Below are 19,873 nucleotides of genomic sequence, written 5' to 3'. Positions count from 1 at the left end.
TTATGCCAGTACCTACACTTAACGGATTGCCTCCATTTGCTAATGTGGAGGATATGAAGAACAAGCTGAACAGCGTCGTTGGAGAGATAAATAATCTCCTGGTAAGCTTGGACACGCTGAACATTGTAGAGTTGAACGCCAAGGTCATTACAGCTGGTTCTATCACAGGTGATAAGATTCAGGCAGATTCCATCACAAGTAATCACATCCAAGCGAATGCGGTCACAGCCGATGAAATCCAGGCCGGTGCTGTATCGGCAGATAAGATTCAAGCCGGAGCAGTCAGCGCCGACAAAATTCAGGCAGGCGCGGTGACGGCTAGCAAAATCGATGTTGACTACCTATCGGCAATTAGCGCAGACCTTGGCACGATCACGGCCGGCCTGATTCAGTCTATACAGATATTCGGTTCCTATATTGCAACTCAAAACGGAACTTATCCGCGTGCTGAAATGAGTAGTTCAAATAATCTATTTGCCGTTTATATTGACGCGAACAATTCAATCACCATTGTTCCAAACGACATGGGTTCACCAGCTCTTAACTTGACATATGGAGGAAGCGTAAAAGGTCAATTAAACACACGTCTAGGACTGTTGAGCGTGGAAGGTCGCGGTGGTGCTGAGTTATTCGCAGAAACCGGGAACATATTCCTGACGACGAGTAATGAAATTCTCATTACTCAAAGCTCAGATTTTAGTAAAATAAAACCTAGCTTATCATCTACGAATCTCCAAAGTGCTCTAAATTCTAAAGCTACAGTTGGTGCATCAACCAACTCAGTATCTGGAGGAAGTCATAACCACGGTATTCCCAATGGTGCTCAACTCTTAGGAGCAGACGGAGTCACAGTATATACTTGGTCTGCATATGGAGGGTTCACTCATTCACACACCCAAAATTAAGTGATATACTAATCCCAAAATATACTATTCGGGGTGTGTAGTATGAAGAAAATTGGAACTTTGTTGCTGGGCATCGTAATTGGGGCCGTGCTGACATTCTCACCACAGATTTACGGAGCTGGAGCTAAACTGCTTGGAAGTAAAGTAGATAACACGCTTGATATAAAGTTGAATGGAAAATCAATAGGACAGGGCGCAGTAATCAATGGGACCAGTTACTTGCCTGTTAGGTCAACTGCTAAAGCCTTGGGACTGGAGGTTAAAGTGGATAGTACAACGGTTGATCTTACTGGTAAATCGAGCGAAGAACTTTCTGCGATAGCTAAAGCTGAACAGAAAGAAATGACGGATAAAGAGAATAAAGAAAATAAAATAACTGACCTCACGGCACGTATTGAAAAATCAAAGAAGGATATATCCGGATACGAAAGTGCGATTGATGCAAGCCAATCTAACGTTACATCTCGCAAAGCACAGCTTGATGCCGCAAATTCGAATCCTAATCTCGCTCAAGTATACAAGGACCGGGCACAAAGTAACTACGACGAAGCTGTTATATCTTTAGAGTTAGCAAAAGCTAGCCTTGAAGCCGAGAAAAAGAATCTTGCTGACCTTGAGGCGCAACTTGCCGCACTTCAAGCACAATAACATACAAAAAGGACTCTCTTATGAGGGTCCTTTACTATTAGGAGGAATGAGATATGGAAATCACAAAATTATTTGACGAGTCACGGTATGTCCGTGTGGTAGGAAATCAAAAAGAAGCGTCAGTTATTCAGCACATTCTTGAATTTCTTGCTCAAAAAGGATACACAGTAAAGCAAGCTGTCGATATCTTGGAAAAGTCGAAGAGCATTGCTTTCGGCTGCACTCCACTATCCAGTGATTACCCCATTAGTAGTTCCAAGGAGGAGCAGATTCATCAAGAATAGACTTTTCTAGTACTTTAGAAATGTCGTTTCTTACTTCTAAATATAACTTTGCGAAATCTTCAACTGCACCCACTCCGTTCTGGTAGTGGAGTTTGATGTATTCTATAGTCAAATTATGAATTAAGTCTTTTTCCATATTTCACCTCCAAATCTACCACACGAACAGACCAATTATACAAGTTGTGGATGATATTGGATATGCAGAGTCTGCAAATGAGCAGGCTCTTTTTCTATTGCAAAGGAGGAACAACATGGCCACTCCAACAGGATACGGAACAGCAATACGAGATAGCTTAGTCAGCAAAGGAGTGAAAAACTCCGACATCGGCTATAACTCAAACAATGGATACATCACTGTAGGCGGTAGTGATTTCATGAAGCCGTCAAAGGTACTGAATGGTGTATCTTACGATACATCGAACAATTTTAACAACGCATGGGCGAATTATCAGAAATCGGTTGGGAACACGTCTCCGGTTTATTCTCCTAAAAACACCGGATCGTCAGCGACCGCATCAGGAGTATCCAGTGCGTCAAGCAGCCCATACGGAACGGTAGGCGTCCGAAACAGCCTTCAAGCGTCTGGATACAATCCGAGCAGCATTGGCTATCAGAACGGCGTGGTTACGGTTAACAACCAACCGTTCATGAACGCTCCGAACATCAACGGCACAACGTATGCAACGCCTGAATCCTATAACCAGGCACTCAGCAACTACCGGATCAACGATCTGCAAGGCCAGATTTATAACAATATGTCATTGCCAACCAATCAATACACCTCGCAGATTGACAATCTGATTAGCCAATTGCAGTCACAGGCACAGACTCAATCCAACATAGATGCCTACTCTACGCCTGAATACGCTGCGTACCAAGCACAGTCTGACCGTAGAGCAAATGAAGGCACACGGGCCGCACAGGAATCGCTAGGTTCGTCTGGATTCGGTCGTTCGACTATGCTTAGCGATCGCGCTCAAGGCATCCAGAACGGAGAGAGAGAATATTTGGAGACACAAGTCGTACCGCAGATCCTAGCCAACGAACAGGCAAAACGCCAGCAAGAGTACAACAACTTATCATCGTTGCTCACACCTTTGGCTAATCAGCAATCTGTTGCAGAAAGTCGCGCACAAACTGAAATGAATAACCGGTACAACGCCTTGAATGCACTCACGACAGAGAACCAGCGCGGACTTGATAACAGACGGGCTGATGCTGCACTCACCGGATATTACTTAACACCGCAACAGCAAACGCTGATCGATTCACTTTACACGCTGAAGCAACAGGCTGAGCAGCCTACAACCACTAAGGACCAACGAACATCATTAAGCAGCCAAGCGGATAATATCCGTAGCCAGTTGCAAGCATCGGGATTAGACATTAGCAGTCTTGGTGCTAATACTAGCCTTGCAAATGCTATAGCTTCTAATCCTGGACGTACACTTCAAGGACAAGCATTGGACGACCAAGAGGCGCAGCAAGCTTGGGAGAATAGGTTTAACTATGGTAATGCGATCGGTCAATTTTCCAATGGTCAGAAGACCTTGGAATCAAAGAATCAAGCATTTAACCAAAATGTCACTATGGCTCAGCTTACCGGATACCTTCCAGATGGTACGCCGACATCAGAACAGCAGCAGATTCATCTTCAGAATCTCTGGACCGTTGCTCAGCAAACCGGTGTCATTCCGGACGCGCTTGCTACCTTATACGGTTTGCCCAAGGGTACACAGACACAAGATGCATATCAATTTGCTGTTAACTCTGCTAATGACAGTCGTGGTCTTGATATTTCTCAATATAATGCTAAGACATCAAGAATGGGTACAGAGTCTGACATTAAAAACAGCAATGACAACAATTTATTCAAGTCGTGGGAAGCATCTGGAACGGCTCCTGCTGGCTTAGAAGCGTATGGTATCAAGTCAGGTACTCCGTGGTACGAAGGTGCGCAGCAGATTCAAGACAATCAGCTTACGGCAAGCGAAGTTCTGAAAAACATAAAAGACCTATATACCGTACCTGTGTATACAACTAATGCAGCAGGAAAGCAAGTGGATTCTGGAAAGACTCAGATCACCAAAGACCCGACTCAGCGAAAGGCAATGTTTAACAATGTAGCTGATGCCGGTTTGAGCGATGCAGCTACAATGCAAGTCCTGTCTTCGCTAGGATTTAGCAAAGAGGAAATCCAGAAGTATTATGACGAGGGCATTGGCTCGGGGGAGCAGTAAGCCCCACGGCAACGGCTAGTGGGGCTAAACTAAATAATACACTAGGCGGAACCCTAAAAAACAAGGGTGATGTATTCGCAGCTGCCGGCAAGCAATACGGAGTTGACCCTGCGCTCCTGGCCGCAATTGCTGTCCATGAAACCGGAAACGGAACCAATCCGGGATCAAGAAATCGTAACAATGTGGGCGGCATGATGCGTTCTGACGGTAAAGGACAGCAGAGTTTCAATTCAATCGATGATGGGATTTATGCTCTGGCTAAGCTGATTAAAAACAGCTACTTGGACAAAGGACTCACAACTATAGAGCAAATCCAGAAGAAATATTCGCCGGTTGGAGCTTCCAATGATCCTAAAGGGCTCAATAACTACTGGGTTAGTGGCGTGACTAAGTATTACAATATGTTCTCCGGAGGTTGATTGTATGGCCGGATATGATTTTAACGAATACCGAAAGAGACGTACCGGAAACACATCTTCCGGCGGGGGAGCATCAAGCGAAGGAGGCTTAGACTTCGCCGCCTACCGTAACCGCAAAGTCGATGCGTCCAATGTTCCATCAGGTTCACCGACCGGAACGCCCATGACTGATCTGTTCAAGTCCACCGGCGGAATGATCGACATGAATCCTCTGAACTCTACGTTATCCCGGGCCGTTGCTGGCGACCCGGGAGCCGTTCAGACTTATCGTCAAGCCACGGGTGTGGATGTCAATCAGACAAGAGAACAGCCGAAGACCAAGACTCAAAAGCTCATGGATGCTGTTGATACGTTCAACGCATTTTCCAACCGGCTCAGATCGGCTGTAACCTTTGGCGGTACGGAGGCGATTGACAGGTTATTTACCAAGATCGGCCCCGAGGAATCCCGTAAATTCGTGCAGGACGAATTGGATCGTGCTAAAAATGTGAAAGGCGGTATGATTGCAGACATTGCGGGTTCACTGATTCCAGGTGAAGCTACATATCGTCTTGGAACGAGTCTGGTTTCTCCACTTCTTAAGAACGCTCCTAAAGCCGTTCAACTGCTGGGCAGAGGCGCTGCCGGAGGGGCTCTTTATCAGACAGGCCTTGAAGCCGGACAGCTGGCGAATCAAGCGCTTGGCGGACCAAGTGAGTCTTTGGCTAATCGAGCAAAGGATATCGCAACCACAGCCGCATTAGGCGGAGCTGGTGAGCTTGCTTTTGCTGGACTTGGCTCAGCGCTTAGTAAGGTATTTCGCAGAAATAATATACCGGAAGAAGCTGCATCTGAACTTATCCCTGCCGTAAGTCGAAGAGAAACCTTGGCATTACCAGAAGGACGCGGAACAGTACGTCAATCTCTCGCATCTGAGCGCTCTAATCTATCATCAAATGCTGATCCTATCATCAATCCAACCGACTGGAAGCCTGAACCATTGGCGATCACAGAAGGTACAGCTCCAGGACCTACAGTAGCGCGTACCGGTACATTGTCAAACCCATACCGGCAGAAGTTCGAAAGCCTAATTGATGAAGCGAAGAAGCATGAATTCACTCCAGGCCGAGAAGATGCAGAGCTTGAAAACCTATGGTCGCAGATGGCCGGACCCAATGATCCAAGTCTTGACGAACTCATAACGCTTGCGTATAAGCCGCGTACAATGCCTCAACGCGGTATGGTACAGGCAGCACGTAGCAATCAGGAAGCTCGCGCTGTTGCTGGTGTGGGGAATCCTGTACGGTCCGCTAATGAAGCTTATCCATCGTCCGTAACAGGTGAAGCAGCAGCGCCTAGAACGCTTGTAGGACGTGCTGGAGCAACGCCTAACGCAAACACAGGACGTTCGAATATCAGTCAACCGCTTGAAGGACAGCAGCTAACCCGTGATCAGCAGATCAACGCTAAGATTAGCGCAGGAGGACAAATCGACCAAAACGACATTGAATATCTCTTAAACTCAGGAGGAAATGTACAGGTAGATGATATTCCAAACTTCTCTGCACTCCGCAACCGACCTAGAACCGAAGTGAATCCTGAAGTTAATCCGGAAATATCTACACCAACTCCTGCACACGAACCGGCAGCACCTATGCAACAGGACGTTATGTCCGCACTATTTGGAGATCAAAACATGGGCATTGTCGCTGGCGGAGGAAGTCGTATCGGTGGCCCAGTTGATACAGCAGACCAAATTGTACGAAGCAGCATTAAGAACGACAAGGAAGGAATAAAGCAATCTATTGCTGCGCAAGCTCGTTCGACATATCAAAACTTGGTGGACAGCCTTTCTCCACTAAAGCGCGTCGGTGAAGATGTATACGAATCGGCAATGGACGCGCAGCGGGCAAATCAGCTTGCGAATACGATCGTTCGAGATAAATTTGTGAACATGGAAGGGCAAGTTATTGGCGAAAGTTTGAACGATATCTTCAAAAAGGTTGCTCGCGGACAGGACAAAAATTTTCTTGACTTCCTCAACCTGAAGCGCGCTACTACTCGAATGGCTCGTGGAGAACGGGTATATGCCAAAAACCTGAACATGACGCTGGATAAAGTGAATAACAAGCTTCAAACGCTGGAGCAACGTCACCCTGGATTCGAAAATATAGCCAATGACTATTACAACTTCTGGAATAATGTTCGTCAGCTCGGCGTTGATGAAGGCTTGATTAGTCAGGAAACTAAGCAAGCTTTGGAAACTGCTGAACCTTACTACGTTCCGCAGCGCCGTCAATTCAAAAGGTCTGAGAAGCCTGGTCAAAAATTTCTTGCCAAGACCTCAAAGACAGCATTCAGCGGGCAGAAAGCACCGATTCAGAGTGTTAATCCGAATGGTTCAGGAAGAGACATCGTAGATGCCCGCAAATCAACCATAGAGGCTATTGGATCGTGGACGAATGCTATCCTGCGGAACCGCACCATGCAGAGCATAGTAAAGGCTGTAGATGCTGATCCGGACAAGTTCAGCGGCGTGATTGAGTTCGCGGATATGTCAGACAATGTACGTCAGTCCTCAATCAAAGAATTGAATGACCTGATCGAGCGAGACGGCATAGAAGGCATGTTGGAGTCACTGGACAAGGATTTTGACCTCTTGTTCAACAAATCCAAGGAACTCATGAACAAATCAGATGAAAATGTAGTCCGCGCTATGGTAGACGGAAATCCGGTATACCTGAAGGTGCACGATCCGGAAGTGCTTAAAGCTCTGCTTGGGATGGGCCCGCAAGCTTCGAACGTGCTGATTGACGTTATGGCCGCATTTTCTAATGCAACAAAACGCGGTGCTACTGGTGTTCTTGCCCCGGTATTTGCCGTAAAAGGCGCTACGATGGACCTTGTGCAATCGGCTATTCAGTCTAAAAGCCCGCTTAAGCAGACAGCGTACACCGTGTACAGCATCCTGAGTGGTGTTGGCGATGCTCTTAACATACCAGGACTCCGAAACTGGGCCCAGGAATACCGGCGCGCTGGAGGTGGATATTCGGCGCTGCTTCGCGGTGAGAGACAGCTTAACAAGAGCCTGGACGAACTTTCGCGCGATCCCTTCTTGTCGCCAAAAGGTGTCGTGAAAGGCGTTAAGAAGGCCGCTATGGCCCCTTTGAATATGCTTGAGAGTGTCGGCAGTATCGCTGAAAACGCTCCGCGTATCGCTGCCTCCAAGATTGAGCGCCAGTCACTCGGTAATGAGATCACTCCGGAGAATATTCGTAAAGTCATGTCTGCCGGCCGCGAAGCAACGATCAACTTCAGCCGAAAAGGTGCAATATCCCGGGACATTGAAGCATTCGTTCCATACAACAATGCAGCAGTACAGGGAACATACCGTGTCCTTCGTGCATTCAAAAAGAATCCAGTACGTACCGTTGCGGCTATTGGCGCTCTTTCAGTTGCTCCAAAGATGTACGAATATGCGCAATTCGCTGATGACCCGGATTATCAAAACTTGCCAGAGCGAGAGCGTATGCGGTATCTGATCGTCAAGAAGAACGACGATGGAACATTTACACGCATTCCGATGGACCCGGCATACAACAGCTTTGGAGAAGCAACAATTGCTGCACTACGTGCATTCAAGGACAATGATCCTCAAGCATTCAAGGGATTTGCTGATGCTCTGGCTAACGCATGGACGCCACCGATGGTTACCGGCGCACTTCAAGGAATCACTAAGGGAACTGGGGCGGAAGGAAGCATTGCAGGTGTAGTAAATTCAACAATCGCAGCGCCTTTCGTAGCCAGCGTATCTAATCAAAGTTTCACCGGACTTCCGATCGTTTCGAAATCTCTGCAAGATCGCAGCCGTCCATATCAATATGACGAGCGTACAAGTTCCATAGCCAAAACGCTTGGAAAATACCTGGATATGTCGCCGCAGAAGGTTGATTACATTATGCGGTCTTATGGCGGTGACCCGGCTCGTCTTTTGCTTCCGCTCACTTCAGATGTGGGTAAAGGAAATGTTCGCAACACGTTGCTGAAGAACTTCATCGTCGATCCAGCATTCAGCAATACACTAACCGATGATTTCTACACGGCAAAAGATAAGCTTAATCAAGCCTATGCTGACTACAACGAGGCTGGTGTTGAACTTCCATCGTGGTATGACGATAACCTTAGAAAAGAGCTTAACTCTACGTCTCGGAATTCGGTATCTAGCCAGCTTGCAGACCTTCGCGACTACAAGCGTGAAGTTACCGCAGACAAATCCATTAGCAACGAAGAACGCACGGCGAAACTGCGCGACATTCAGCAGCAGATAAACCAGATTTATATCGACATTAACTCCGTGTTGCAGGAAACGGGCGTGATCAAATGATCGAATTAGACGAATCAGAGCACCAATACAGCGACCTGACGGACCTGACGTTGCAGTTTATCGCAGACATGTACGGTCCGGAGGTACGTGACATGCTGCTTTATCCGGTGGTGGAACCTATTGTGGAGTATAATCGAAGCGCTATTTGATGTTTTCTACTATATATCCAGAGAGATTGTCACAGATATACGACATTTCAACTGGAGTAAATTCTGGAAAGGCTTCCGCTGGGAGGCCTTTCTTTTTTACATCTTTTATTTGTGGGGAAAGCGTTCTGGAATGAAGATGTTCCGCAAGTTCCTGGCTGAGCATTCCAGGTACTTCGCGGACGAAGAAGGCGAGTGGAAGCGTTGGGTAAGCAAACAGATCGTAAATCTAGGCGGAAACCCATTCATCCCTTCCCGGGAGTATGGGAGTACAAGACCATCATGGAAACTGCTTCGGAAGAACTCAAATACATCATCGATCTTATTACAGCAGGAAGAAAACCAGGGGAGGCAATCAGAGATGAAGACAGTAGTCATTGACGCTGGGCACGGAGGAAAGGACACCGGGGCAATCGGAGCAACCGGCAAGCTGGAGAAGGACTTCAACCTTACTATGGTGCTGAAGGTTCGCGATCTGCTGAAATCCAAAGACATAAAGGTAATTCTTACGCGCGACACGGACGTATTCATTGAGCTTACAGATCGCGCTAAAACCGCCAACAAAGCTAAGGCAGACGCGTTCCTCTCTATTCATGCTAACGCCTTGTCAGCTACTTCTACGGGCACAGAGACGCTTTACACGAAGGATATGGACGTTCCGTTTGCTCAATCCATTCATAATTCGATCATGGGCGTAACAGGCTTTTCAGACCGCAAGTGTAAGTATCAGAACTTATCCGTATGCCGTAATACAAAGATGCCAGCCACGCTGATCGAACCCGGATTTCTAACGAATCCAGATGAAGAATCCAAGCTGTTTGACCAGGCATGGCAAGACAAATTAGCCGAAGCGTTAGCCCGCGGAATCTGCGAATACCTGGGAGTGGATTATGATGCGAAACCGGCGCCTGAAGCGTCGCCAATGGTTAAGATCGACATTGTGGTCGATGAAACCAAACAACGCTATACCGGCTATCTGAGCAATGGACGTAGCTGGGTCCCGGCAAGATACATCCTTGATTACTTAAATGCAAACTGGACGTACAAGGGTAAACAGGTATACGTGAACGATACAGCTATTGAGACGATGCTTGTCGATGATTCGGCATTTGTGAAGGCGTCTGACCTATATGCGCTCAATGTTACCCGGGTATTTTACGATCCGGCAGCAAATAACCCGAAGCAAGTTTTGATTTACAAACCATTATAAGGAGTGATATCAATGAATGAAATTGTGAACGAAGCACAGCCGTATATCACAGCAATTGTACTAGCTCTCATCGGACTGTTAACCACGGTGATCCTGCGCAGTATCTCAATCTTGCAAAAGCGTGTAACCATCTGGATTGATTCCAGGCAATCAGTAAGTGAGCGTGAACTGCTGCACAAAATCGCAGCTGAAGCATTTGCCATCGCAGAAAAAGAGGTGTCCGGCGCAACATTGAAATATAACGCTGCGTTCGCGTACACCTCTGACCGGTTGGGTAAAGCGGGGATTAAAGTATCGAGTGATGAAATTAAAGCATCCATCGAAAAGGCCGTGCTCGATTACAATGCAAAAACTAAAACGTCAGCGTAGCTCATGGTATAATGGAGTTACATCCTTGAACCACACTTGCCCACCCGTTGAGGTGGGCTTTTTTACTTATCCACAGTGGAAATGTTGATAAAGATGTTACCGGCAACAAAAAGGTAACAAAATACACAGATAACAACATGCANATATTACAATTGAGAATATGTTGAGGTCGAAAAAATCCAGTAAAATCAATACTCAGCATAACACCAGATAACTATACATAAATATATTACAAAATCAGTAGATCATGGGCGGCATGATGTAATAAGGGCTGAACCCTTGCTTAGCAAGGGTTTCTCCTCGGGGCAACACTGATTGCCCACATTTTGCCCACATTGTGTAAAATGAAGATAAAGATGAAGACACCTTAGAGTGATGAAAATTGCTCCAAGGTGTCTTCTGTTTTTTAAGAAAGGGAGGAGGTCTTGCTATGGAAATTAAGCATCTTGAGCAATTTTTTGAATACATAACTACTCAGAATGTTGAAGTGTATAATGAGTTTAGCCTTCAGCACGAGTTAGGTAATTTATGGGACAACTAAAGGAACAGGGATTTTCAAAAACGTTTACTGCAGCTCTGGTAAAGGATCGTCCATTTTACGAAGGTAAGGACAATTCGGGCATATATGATTACTTCAGAGGAAGCAAGGTAGTTCAGGGAAGGGGTTATAAACCAGCGGAACGGTAAAGACAATACTGTAGTGGTGAGGGAAATATGGGGCAATGATTATCACATTTAATAAAAAAAGTTCTAAATGACCTTTTGCTAGAGCATAGGATCATTTAGAACCTTTTATTCTGCCGTACATGCTTCAATGCTGTAATTGTATATTTTGTACCCTCCTTAGAGGGACGAAATGAAACAATAAACTGATCAATGTATACAATAAACGTGTTCTTAAAATGCCGGGAAGGAAAAATCGTCCCCGTCTGCAGGATCTTCGTTTCGATACGTTTTACTAATCTTACTCTATATTCATCTGTTTCCTGGGTCGAGAAATATTTGCTTTGAATTAGGGAAACACGTTTTAACGCCGGAGCCGTCCATTCTACGAACATTAGATTTCTCCGTTATTGATCATCTCAATCACTTGTTGCGTAGTATACACTTGGCCTTTTTCAATTGCTTGCTCTGATTCTGCGATCATTTGCTGAATTTCCGGATCAGAATCAAAATCGGCGATCAATTCAGCCATTGCACCAGTACCATTATTATCATCATAGGATGGTTCCAGAATTTCATATTCTTTGCCATTCAGCTCCACGACAGGCTTATCATCTTCATTTAGAAAAGGGCTGATAATATTCCCGTTGCTATCTTTAAGCTTGAAGTGCATGCTGGCTAACCTCCCTTTCGAATTTTCGATACAATTATTATATCTTAAACGGAATCAACGTTGGCAAATTTCTTCAACGCACCTCTAGCCGAAGCAGGGCTAATTGTTGACATTGGATTTGAAACTGATTTCTCAATTGGCAATATATCCACTTAATTATGATCAGGCGGTCATGATATCCTTTATCACTCCGATCTTTACTTACATTTCATTATACCCGATAATGAAACCGTCGGATACGGATGCGGAAGCATCGCGTGCTTTTTTAAAATCTGTCCCAAAGCCCATAGCATCAAGCTCATGCAGTGAAACAGAAGCCTCTCCTGAAGTTCAATGAGCTTTGGGGAAGGCTTTTCTTTTTTAAAAGGAGAGGACAAACGAATGATCGGTGCCAAGACTATATTGTTGGATCAACTTCTGGCTAATGCTAATGATCGTAGTTGGTATGCCTCATTCTATGAAACGGTTGATGGACTATCTGAAGCAGAAGCATTTTGGAAACCTGATGATTCAAGCCATAGTATTGCAGAGATTGTCCAGCATCTAATTTATTGGAATGAAACTTGGCAATTATATTATAAGGAAAATCAGGTTAATGCCGGTGCACGAACCACTGATAATGCGGATACCTTTCTTGTTAAAGATGAGAAAGCTTTCTATGAGTTAAAAGAAAAGCTGTTAACAACACTGCTTCGATGGCAAGAACTCATTGAGGAAGATCAATTGTTATCTGTTGTAAATGGATATCCTGTGAAGGCTGAATGGTGGGCAATTATTTCAAATGCGGCGACCCATAATGCATACCATATTGGACAACTAGCCTATATTCGTAAAATGAAAAAATAGACAGTTCTCTGTTATGCCTACTGGATTGCGCCAATTACTTAGGAAGGAGAATCGCGATGACCTATTCACAAATGTCGCATAATTCAGGCCGCGGGTCCGACATTCGCTATCTGGAAGAGCAGATTGCAGCCGTCAAGCAAGAGATCGCGCGGGCCAAGGCCGCGGGTCTGCCGAAAGAGTTGGATGAAGCGAATAACAAGCTGGCCGAGCTGGAAGCGGAACTGGATAAGCTGGAGGATTAGAAATAGTCTCCCTCTCAATCCAGCCGAAAATATAGATGTATAATCAACTCTTCTGAGCGTTTGCTCAGGAGAGTTTTTTTGTATAAGAAAACCCTCAGTTCGACTGGGGAGGGTTGAATGTGCGCTCATCTATTCATTAATCGAAAATGGCCGCTCCTTGTTTTAACGCGCATTTAACTTAGTTTAACACCTCGATAACCCTCGTTCATTAGAATGATCAAATTAGTAATTTGCATCTTTCGACAATGATGCGGAATGTTCGACAATGAAAAGTGATTTTCGCCGAGGGAGGAGTAGTCAAATTGGAGATCAAAAGGAATAGAAAGAGGTGGGTAGCCGTCTTCTTGACGGTTTGCCTGGGACTTAACGGATGGTTTGGCACAGTTGTTCCTCAAGTGTCAGCCGCTTCAGTCGGAAATGCCGACCATATCGTGATCAGTCAGATTTATGCGGGAGGAACGGATAACCCTTCCAAAGGAGCTTCTGCTTATACCAATGATTACATAGAACTGTATAATCCGACTGATTATCCTGTAACATTGACGGGTTGGTCTATTCAATATGTTCCTTATACGTATAGTGCGGGTTCAAACTGGAACGTCATTGAACTGGGGACCGGACCGGTGACGGCGATTCAGCCTCATGGCTATTATTTAATCAAAGGCTATCATGGCAATTATACCCTTGATCCAGCGTCCAAAACCGTAGATAATCCCGATACGGCTGCAGATACAGGACAATTCCCGCATATGAGCAAAGATGGCGGTGTTGTAGCGCTGGTGAAGGACAGTGCAGCGCCTCTGACAGCGGATAGCCCTGCCGGAGGCAGCACTGTTGATTTCGTTGGCTACGGCACATCGTCCAAGACGCCCAAGGCCTATGAAGGTGCTTCATTCGCGCCTGACGGCTCTTACAAGAAGGCCATCGTTCGAAAAGGTGTAAATACGGAAACCCATACGGTTGTTGCGCCTGTCTCATCGTCGAGCACAGGTTATGGCAACGGATATGATTCGGATAATAATGACTTGACGGCTGGCTCGGGCTCAGGCGATTTCCAGCAGATGGATTCGGGCTTGTTCGCTCCGCGCAACAGCGAGGTAAGGGAACCGGCAATTAAAGGCGCTGCGAATGCCGCTATTGAGATGGACTCGGATAACCGGACGATCCTCTCTTCGAGCAATCAGGCGCAGGTGGACTTGTCGATCGGCACTGTTCGTAACGGAGTCCTGACGGAAGGGACAGATTACACGATTAATGGTCTTCCGGCAGGAAGCTTCACTTCGACAGGCGTAGGCTCTTCCTCTGATAATTCCATTACAATTGTGCTCAGCGGCACAGCCGATGAAGCTCTGACGGCGGATGTTGATTTAACGGTCACGGTCAAAGGAGCTGCACTGGAAACTCCAGGCTCCTATCCGGATTCGGACGCCATCGGAGGAATTAAGCTTGCTCATGCTTCGGCAGTTCCCAAGGTTGGCGGAGCTGTTGTTGCGGGCATGGACAAACTTGTGATGTCCGGCGATACGGAAATTGGCCAAGGAACGTTTGCGGTTCAACTATCGGATAAAGTCCATGTCCGTCCAAATGACGACACGGCTCCTTATGTCTCCGGTACTGATTATACGGTGACGGGGCTGCCGGCTGGACTGGAGCTGTCTGCGAAGCCGGATTCGGAGACGAACCGGATTATCTTCACAGTAACCAACCCGTCCCAGGTTTCTGTTGCCGAGGACGCCTCGCTTAGTATTGTCATCAAAGGAAATGCGGTGCAGGAAGCAGGAGCAGCTGATTCCGATCCGATCGTGGGAGTGACGCTCCAGCGGTTCAGAATGGCTGTAGACACCACAGACAGCCGGCGAGCGTTCGTGGAACAGACGATTAAGGAGAGCAATTCCTTTTTCGCAGACCCGTTAACGAAAGCTTATAAGTACAGCACAGATGCGGTCGCTCACGATGCATTCACATTCCTGCGCGGTTCGGCGGATGTGTTCTACCGGGACCTGGGGACATCCGTGTTACCACTGCCGGCTTCTCTGGCTCCGTTCTCGGGTGTGCTGACGTATTCGGAAGGGGATGCTCATTTTCAAAATGTCGGGTTCTATAATGACAGTGCGGGAACGCCTGTCTTTGGATTGAATGACTTTGACAGTGCGCGTGTAGACGCTTTTTACACAGACTTGCTGCGTTTTGTAACGAGTATGTATGTGGTCCGGTATGAAAAGGACAGCGCCGCCATCAGTCAGTCGAGCGATGCGGAAATCCGGTCTGCGGCCAAGGAGTTCCTGGATACTTACAAGGATACGGTGCTAAGCACGGTCGGCCATGACGATCAGAAGCGGACGAAGCTGACGGCTAATACTCTCCAGGCTTACACACTCAAGGCGATGAATGCTGTAGTCGGAGGCAAGAGTTACGAAGAAGCCCGAAAGAGCCTGAATACAAAGTGGATCAAGGATACGGTCACGAGCCCGGACACCTCGAAGTATGAGACGGCTACAAGCGAAGAGATCGCGGATATCCAGCATTCCTGGAGCGACTACGTACAGGGAATCGCAAGCGATCCGGCAAGCCCGTTCCATTCGCTGTCGGCTTCGGAATTAGACGGATATTTCACGGTGAAATCCGTTGTTCGCCGCATCAATCAAGGACTCGGCAGTATTGGAAGCAAGCGTTATAACGTACTGATCGAGGGTCCGACTGCATCTTCCGATGACGATGTGATCCTTGATGTGAAGCAGCAGCTTCGCGATGCCAGCCTTTCGAAGAAAGCCTATCAAGCCATGGTTCCGGACCCGGACATCTACCTAGGTGTTCTGGATGGATCGGACGCTCAATATCTGATTCGGGAAATCTCTCCTTATAAAGGGGATTATTCGAAGAAAACCTTCGTTAATCTGGATGAATTCAGCCAATATTCGGTCGATTCGGCAAAAGCGTACGCTTATATGCAGGTTTATTCGTCCAGCCAGGTAAACAGTGGCTTCGCAGATACGTTCAGTACACAGATTGCGCCGGTGTGGGATGTGATCGAAGCCGGCATTCTGAATGCCGCAGAGGACTATTCGCATCAGATCGTTGCGGACTATAACCTTGTCAAAGATGATATGGTAGCCGGCAAATTAATCGATGTCGCCACATTGGACAGCTTAACGGTTGACAACGGCGTGTTGATTCCGGATTTCACCAAGGACAGCATGGATTACCAGGTTAAGGCAGCCGAGGATGCGGCTAATGTGGAGATTACGGCAGCCGCGACAGATAAGCTTGCAACGATCTCCTTAGATGGAAACAGCTATTTGGCGGGACAGCCGGTCACTGTTCCCCTGGCATCTCGGGAGACAAATGTTGCGATTGTCGTGACTGCGCAGGATGGTGCAACCACAAAGACCTACACGCTCCATATCCGAAAGGGCTCGGCTGTTGTTTCGGTTACCGGCATCACGGTTACGGGTGAAGGCGGCGCAACCGGAATTTCGACGAATCGCGGGACGCTTCAAATGAAGGCCGAAGTCATGCCGGCTGACGCTGCGGATGCTGCTGTTGTATGGTCGGTCGAGAATGGTACCGGCAGCGCCACAATCAGCGATTCGGGCTTGCTGACGGCAGCTGCCAACGGTACGGTGACGGTCCGGGCTACCGCACATGACGGTTCGGGTATTTCAGGGACGACTGTAATTACCCTTACGGGACAAGGTGACAATTCGGAATCTTCGCCGACTCCTACAACGACACCGACTCCAACGCCGACAGTTGCACCGACTCCTACACCACCAACAACACCGGTATCGACATCAACTTCGTCATCGTCGTCGGCAGCTACGCCTACAGTTACACCAACAGCATCACCGGCACCGACGGCATCTTCAGTACCAACGTCGCAACCGACAATTGCTTTCAAAGCCGGTGTGGCAGACGCGGGAGCATTGAAATCCGCGATCGCGCGAGATATGCAGACCGCTTCCGTTATAAGCTTCAGAGATGTACCGGAATCCAGCTGGAGCGCCTTTGCTGTCGGTGTGGCCAGTCAAATCGGATTCGTGAAGGGATACGGGGACGGTACCTTCCATCCGAATGCTGATGTTACCCGGGCTGAATTTGCGACAATGCTCGTGTCGGCGCTCGGTCTCAAGGCGGACGGAAGCGATGCATTTACAGATACGAAGGGCCATTGGGCGGCAGAAGCGATCCATGCTTTGCAAGCAAGCGGACTTGCCGGCGGATATACTGACGGTTCGTTCAAGCCTGACCGGAAGATTTCAAGGGCTGAAATTATCGCCATTCTCGCTAGAACCGTATCTGGTGCAGATGCAGGCTCAAACGGGAAATTTACGGATGTGAAGGGCCACTGGGCTGAGGGGGCCATCAATTCGCTTGCGAATGCCGGGATTATCAAGGGGGACGGAGCGGCGGAGCTTAACCCCAACGCTAACGCGTCGAGAGCAGAGTCGGTCATCATGATTGTCCGTATGCTGAATACCGTTCTGGGCCTCGGTCTGTCACTATAAGTCGATAGCATTGTATTCTATGAAAAAGGGCCTATTGCGAGTTCGTTGAACTTGCAATAGGCCCTTTCGATCTGAAAATCTTCTAAAATAGAAGACCAATTGTCAAAATTCGACAGCGTTTTCATTTTAATGATGTTAAAATAAGGGAGGATATTGTCGATGATTAGTCGGAGGGCGGTGATACCAGGTTGCGAGATCTCATATTTGTTGTTCTCGGTGTTTTTGATGCCTTCGCGGCGTTATTCCTCATTCTCAAGCTGTACATGCTTCCGGTTAGAGAATATATGGCTAAAATCCTTATTTTCACGGCGTTTATCGCTGTTGTCTCATATGTCATGAGGATTATCCTGAAACAACCCAGTTACGATCTGCCCTTACAGTACTTGTTGTTTATTTTGTTCCTTAGAACAGGTTTAAAGATCAAGTTTCACCTGGCGTCCTTTATAGCGGGGACAGGAATATGTGCCTATGCGCTGCTTCAGGTTGTCGTCTATTATTTCTATACATGGACCCATCTGATTGATGCCGAGGTCTTGACGGCTACCGGCGGTTTCTACGTATATCTGCTACAGATTACCTCCATCCTTCTGGTCTACGCGATCTGCTGGCTGTTTGAGCGATACAGTCTCGGTTTTTCATTCATTATTGTTCCTCCCCATGATTTTCTGGTGAAGGAAGATTACTTCACGAACCGGAACCTGTTAATTGTAATCGGCAGCATCGCTTCACTCTCCACCATTTCCATCACTATTTTACTTCTATACAAATCCAATACGATCGCCCTATTGGCGGTTGAAGCTGTGACACTCGGCTTGTCCTTTTACTTTTCGAGATGGAGTGATCGGGATGATATTAGAAGAGCTATCGAGGCTTATCGCCGTAAAGATAAAGAAGCTAGATCCTGATGGACCCGGTTCTCTTGAAGTATTAGCCTATGGAATTGGTCTCAAGCTCAATCTATATACTGGAATCCTGCTAACGGTTCTGCTCGGGGCTCTGATCAGTGATGTTCTTCATTCGCTTCTGGCTCTTGCCGCTTTTATGGCTTTACGTAAGTTCTCGGGCGGCTTTCACCTCCCCATAACCATATGCACCCTTGTCACAGGGCTGGGAGCTGCAATTATTCCTCTAATACGAATGAATCAAGGACAAGTAATCGTCCTAACGCTTCTGTCAGTATTCCTCGTGCTTCTCTTTGCACCTAATAACTATGAAGACATTAATCTAGTTGAATTTGATTCCTGGTCCAAGTGGATATCGGCGGCGATCGCCTTGAGCAATCTATTCATACAATCCTCCGTTGTGGCGTCTGCCTTTATCTTTCAATGTCTGCTGCTGCTCCCGATATACCCCAGGAAAGGAGGTGATCAAGCATGAAAAAAGCAATCGCACGTAAGATGGCTGAGAAAATCGTAAAATCCGCGACAAATTCTGCCAGAAGCCGTAAGACGATTATCGGTTCGATGCCAGTTCCAAGCGAATTGAAAAAAGGCGAATAGCAGCATGAAAGAATCACGCAAAATTGTCGGGGTACAGGTATCTCAACCTGCCGACGGTGCTTCGCAGTTTTACTTTAAGGAAGACGACATCATGAGCATCGAAATGTGGAAGCCGAAAAAAAATTACAGTGTTCCGATTTTCCACACGAGAACCGGTACCTTCACGGTGCTGACCACGCTGGAGGAATGCAGTATTGCTTTTTCGGCTTTCCTCTCTCTGGATACTTGGAATCTGGTCAACCTGCGAAAAGGCGAAAGGCTGGAAACCGGGACATATGGGGGGCGCCTGTATTTTCAGGGCTCCTCGTTGTATACCGGAGTCAACCTCAAAAGTATTGGCATGTGGGAGGACCTTGCGGCAAAAGCCAGGGAAGCCGAGGAGGACGACCGGGATATTTTTGTGAATCGGATCGACGAATTCGGCAAACTGGAGGAAGGACAATTTATCCGCGCCAGCGAAGTCTTCTATGTGGATACCTGGGAGCCCAAGCGGAATTATCATGTTCCCCGGTATTTCACGAAGGACGGCGTTTATTCAGCCGGATTGACCTTCCAGAGCTGCAGGGAAGCGATGCCCCATTTATTCCCGGCGTATAACGGAAGTCTGGTTAACCTGGACTTGATCGAACGTATTGAGGAGAAAATATACGGCGATACTGTATTCTTCAAAGACAGTACCCATAAGACGGGGATCGCGCGCAGCAAGGCCAAATACTTAAAATGCATCCTTCCATGATAACCCTCTTCTCCATGTGAGATGAGGGTTATTATATTTGGGCAAATTTGTCAAGAAAAATCGAACCTAGGATAGCACTGAAATTTCCGATCTATTTCGACAAATTACTTAAAAGGTGTAGTTTA

16 protein-coding genes and 1 pseudogene are annotated in these 19,873 nt (G+C 47.0%); 16 read left to right on the top strand and 1 reads right to left on the bottom strand.

Annotated features, from left to right (window positions below; translation table 11 throughout):
• Positions 1 to 2: 2 nt before the first annotated feature.
• The 9 genes and pseudogenes from KIH86_RS24005 to KIH86_RS23965 all read left to right on the top strand — a co-directional run bounded on the left by KIH86_RS24005 (position 3) and on the right by KIH86_RS23965 (position 10,584).
• Positions 3 to 905 (top strand): hypothetical protein, encoded by a 903-nt coding sequence (locus tag KIH86_RS24005; RefSeq protein WP_223085911.1) that lies wholly within the window; start codon positions 3 to 5, stop codon positions 903 to 905.
• Between the two features lie 42 nt (positions 906 to 947).
• Positions 948 to 1,553: a hypothetical protein gene (locus KIH86_RS24000; protein WP_223085910.1), complete on the top strand. Its 606-nt coding sequence runs from the start codon at positions 948 to 950 to the stop codon at positions 1,551 to 1,553.
• A gap of 53 nt (positions 1,554 to 1,606) precedes the next feature.
• Complete coding sequence (locus KIH86_RS23995) at positions 1,607 to 1,837, top strand: hypothetical protein (protein ID WP_223085909.1); 231 nt, start codon at positions 1,607 to 1,609, stop codon at positions 1,835 to 1,837.
• Between the two features lie 251 nt (positions 1,838 to 2,088).
• Positions 2,089 to 4,077 (top strand): hypothetical protein, encoded by a 1,989-nt coding sequence (locus KIH86_RS23990; protein WP_223085908.1) that lies wholly within the window; start codon positions 2,089 to 2,091, stop codon positions 4,075 to 4,077.
• A gap of 83 nt (positions 4,078 to 4,160) precedes the next feature.
• A pseudogene (locus KIH86_RS23985) lies at positions 4,161 to 4,496 on the top strand (glucosaminidase domain-containing protein); the annotation flags it as partial.
• Positions 4,497 to 4,500: 4 nt separating this feature from the next.
• Positions 4,501 to 8,859, top strand: a complete 4,359-nt coding sequence (locus KIH86_RS23980; RefSeq protein ID WP_223085907.1) for an LPD38 domain-containing protein — start codon at positions 4,501 to 4,503, stop codon at positions 8,857 to 8,859.
• Positions 8,856 to 9,008: a hypothetical protein gene (locus tag KIH86_RS23975; protein WP_223110695.1), complete on the top strand. Its 153-nt coding sequence runs from the start codon at positions 8,856 to 8,858 to the stop codon at positions 9,006 to 9,008. The genes KIH86_RS23980 and KIH86_RS23975 overlap by 4 nt, the downstream gene beginning before the upstream one ends.
• 358 nt (positions 9,009 to 9,366) lie before the next feature.
• Positions 9,367 to 10,215, top strand: coding sequence for an N-acetylmuramoyl-L-alanine amidase family protein (locus KIH86_RS23970; protein ID WP_223085906.1), 849 nt, complete (start codon positions 9,367 to 9,369; stop codon positions 10,213 to 10,215).
• 12 nt (positions 10,216 to 10,227) lie between these two features.
• A complete protein-coding gene (locus KIH86_RS23965; RefSeq protein ID WP_223085905.1) occupies positions 10,228 to 10,584 on the top strand; it encodes a phage holin, LLH family in 357 nt (118 codons plus the stop codon).
• 1,057 nt (positions 10,585 to 11,641) lie between these two features.
• On the opposite strand, the gene KIH86_RS23960 is transcribed toward KIH86_RS23965, so the two are convergent.
• Positions 11,642 to 11,920 carry a hypothetical protein gene (locus KIH86_RS23960; protein ID WP_223085904.1) on the bottom strand — a complete coding sequence of 93 codons (279 nt, stop codon included), beginning with the start codon at positions 11,918 to 11,920 and terminating at the stop codon, positions 11,642 to 11,644.
• Positions 11,921 to 12,301: 381 nt separating this feature from the next.
• On the opposite strand from KIH86_RS23960, the gene KIH86_RS23955 reads away from it, so the two are divergent.
• The 7 genes from KIH86_RS23955 to KIH86_RS23930 all read left to right on the top strand — a co-directional run bounded on the left by KIH86_RS23955 (position 12,302) and on the right by KIH86_RS23930 (position 19,748).
• The gene (locus KIH86_RS23955) at positions 12,302 to 12,766 is read left to right on the top strand and encodes a DinB family protein (protein WP_223085903.1); all 465 of its coding nucleotides are present in this window, start codon (positions 12,302 to 12,304) and stop codon (positions 12,764 to 12,766) included.
• A 56-nt stretch (positions 12,767 to 12,822) separates the two neighbouring features.
• The gene (locus KIH86_RS23950; RefSeq protein WP_223085902.1) at positions 12,823 to 13,008 is read left to right on the top strand and encodes a hypothetical protein; all 186 of its coding nucleotides are present in this window, start codon (positions 12,823 to 12,825) and stop codon (positions 13,006 to 13,008) included.
• 302 nt (positions 13,009 to 13,310) lie between these two features.
• Positions 13,311 to 17,513 (top strand): DUF2252 family protein, encoded by a 4,203-nt coding sequence (locus KIH86_RS23945; protein ID WP_223085901.1) that lies wholly within the window; start codon positions 13,311 to 13,313, stop codon positions 17,511 to 17,513.
• Between the two features lie 284 nt (positions 17,514 to 17,797).
• Positions 17,798 to 18,418, top strand: a complete 621-nt coding sequence (locus KIH86_RS23940) for a hypothetical protein (protein WP_223110693.1) — start codon at positions 17,798 to 17,800, stop codon at positions 18,416 to 18,418.
• Complete coding sequence (locus KIH86_RS23935; RefSeq protein ID WP_223085899.1) at positions 18,360 to 18,890, top strand: accessory gene regulator B family protein; 531 nt, start codon at positions 18,360 to 18,362, stop codon at positions 18,888 to 18,890. Before KIH86_RS23940 ends, KIH86_RS23935 begins: the two co-directional genes overlap by 59 nt.
• Complete coding sequence (locus KIH86_RS29895; RefSeq protein ID WP_262416535.1) at positions 18,887 to 19,012, top strand: hypothetical protein; 126 nt, start codon at positions 18,887 to 18,889, stop codon at positions 19,010 to 19,012. The genes KIH86_RS23935 and KIH86_RS29895 overlap by 4 nt, the downstream gene beginning before the upstream one ends.
• Positions 19,013 to 19,016: 4 nt before the next feature.
• Positions 19,017 to 19,748: a hypothetical protein gene (locus tag KIH86_RS23930; protein WP_223085898.1), complete on the top strand. Its 732-nt coding sequence runs from the start codon at positions 19,017 to 19,019 to the stop codon at positions 19,746 to 19,748.
• Positions 19,749 to 19,873 lie beyond the last annotated feature (125 nt).

Source organism: Paenibacillus sinensis, assembly GCF_019904155.1.
In the GTDB taxonomy this organism is placed as follows: Bacteria; Bacillota; Bacilli; order Paenibacillales; family Paenibacillaceae; genus Paenibacillus_AQ; species Paenibacillus_AQ sinensis.
This window is presented reverse-complemented; position numbering and strand designations above follow the sequence as displayed.

Excerpts from the sequence above, each read along its gene's own strand:
- KIH86_RS24000 (WP_223085910.1), top strand. The coding sequence starts at position 948 with ATGAAGAAAATTGGAACTTTGTTGCTGGGCATCGTAATTGGGGCCGTG.
- KIH86_RS23950 (WP_223085902.1), top strand. The coding sequence starts at position 12,823 with ATGACCTATTCACAAATGTCGCATAATTCAGGCCGCGGGTCCGACATT.
- KIH86_RS23940 (WP_223110693.1), top strand. The coding sequence starts at position 17,798 with ATGGCTAAAATCCTTATTTTCACGGCGTTTATCGCTGTTGTCTCATAT.
- KIH86_RS23990 (WP_223085908.1), top strand. The coding sequence starts at position 2,089 with ATGGCCACTCCAACAGGATACGGAACAGCAATACGAGATAGCTTAGTC.
- KIH86_RS23930 (WP_223085898.1), top strand. The coding sequence starts at position 19,017 with ATGAAAGAATCACGCAAAATTGTCGGGGTACAGGTATCTCAACCTGCC.
- KIH86_RS23975 (WP_223110695.1), top strand. The coding sequence starts at position 8,856 with ATGATCGAATTAGACGAATCAGAGCACCAATACAGCGACCTGACGGAC.
- KIH86_RS24005 (WP_223085911.1), top strand. The coding sequence starts at position 3 with ATGCCAGTACCTACACTTAACGGATTGCCTCCATTTGCTAATGTGGAG.
- KIH86_RS23965 (WP_223085905.1), top strand. The coding sequence starts at position 10,228 with ATGAATGAAATTGTGAACGAAGCACAGCCGTATATCACAGCAATTGTA.
- KIH86_RS23980 (WP_223085907.1), top strand. The coding sequence starts at position 4,501 with ATGGCCGGATATGATTTTAACGAATACCGAAAGAGACGTACCGGAAAC.
- KIH86_RS29895 (WP_262416535.1), top strand. The coding sequence starts at position 18,887 with ATGAAAAAAGCAATCGCACGTAAGATGGCTGAGAAAATCGTAAAATCC.
- KIH86_RS23995 (WP_223085909.1), top strand. The coding sequence starts at position 1,607 with ATGGAAATCACAAAATTATTTGACGAGTCACGGTATGTCCGTGTGGTA.
- KIH86_RS23955 (WP_223085903.1), top strand. The coding sequence starts at position 12,302 with ATGATCGGTGCCAAGACTATATTGTTGGATCAACTTCTGGCTAATGCT.
- KIH86_RS23970 (WP_223085906.1), top strand. The coding sequence starts at position 9,367 with ATGAAGACAGTAGTCATTGACGCTGGGCACGGAGGAAAGGACACCGGG.
- KIH86_RS23935 (WP_223085899.1), top strand. The coding sequence starts at position 18,360 with ATGATATTAGAAGAGCTATCGAGGCTTATCGCCGTAAAGATAAAGAAG.
- KIH86_RS23960 (WP_223085904.1), bottom strand. The coding sequence starts at position 11,920 with ATGCACTTCAAGCTTAAAGATAGCAACGGGAATATTATCAGCCCTTTT.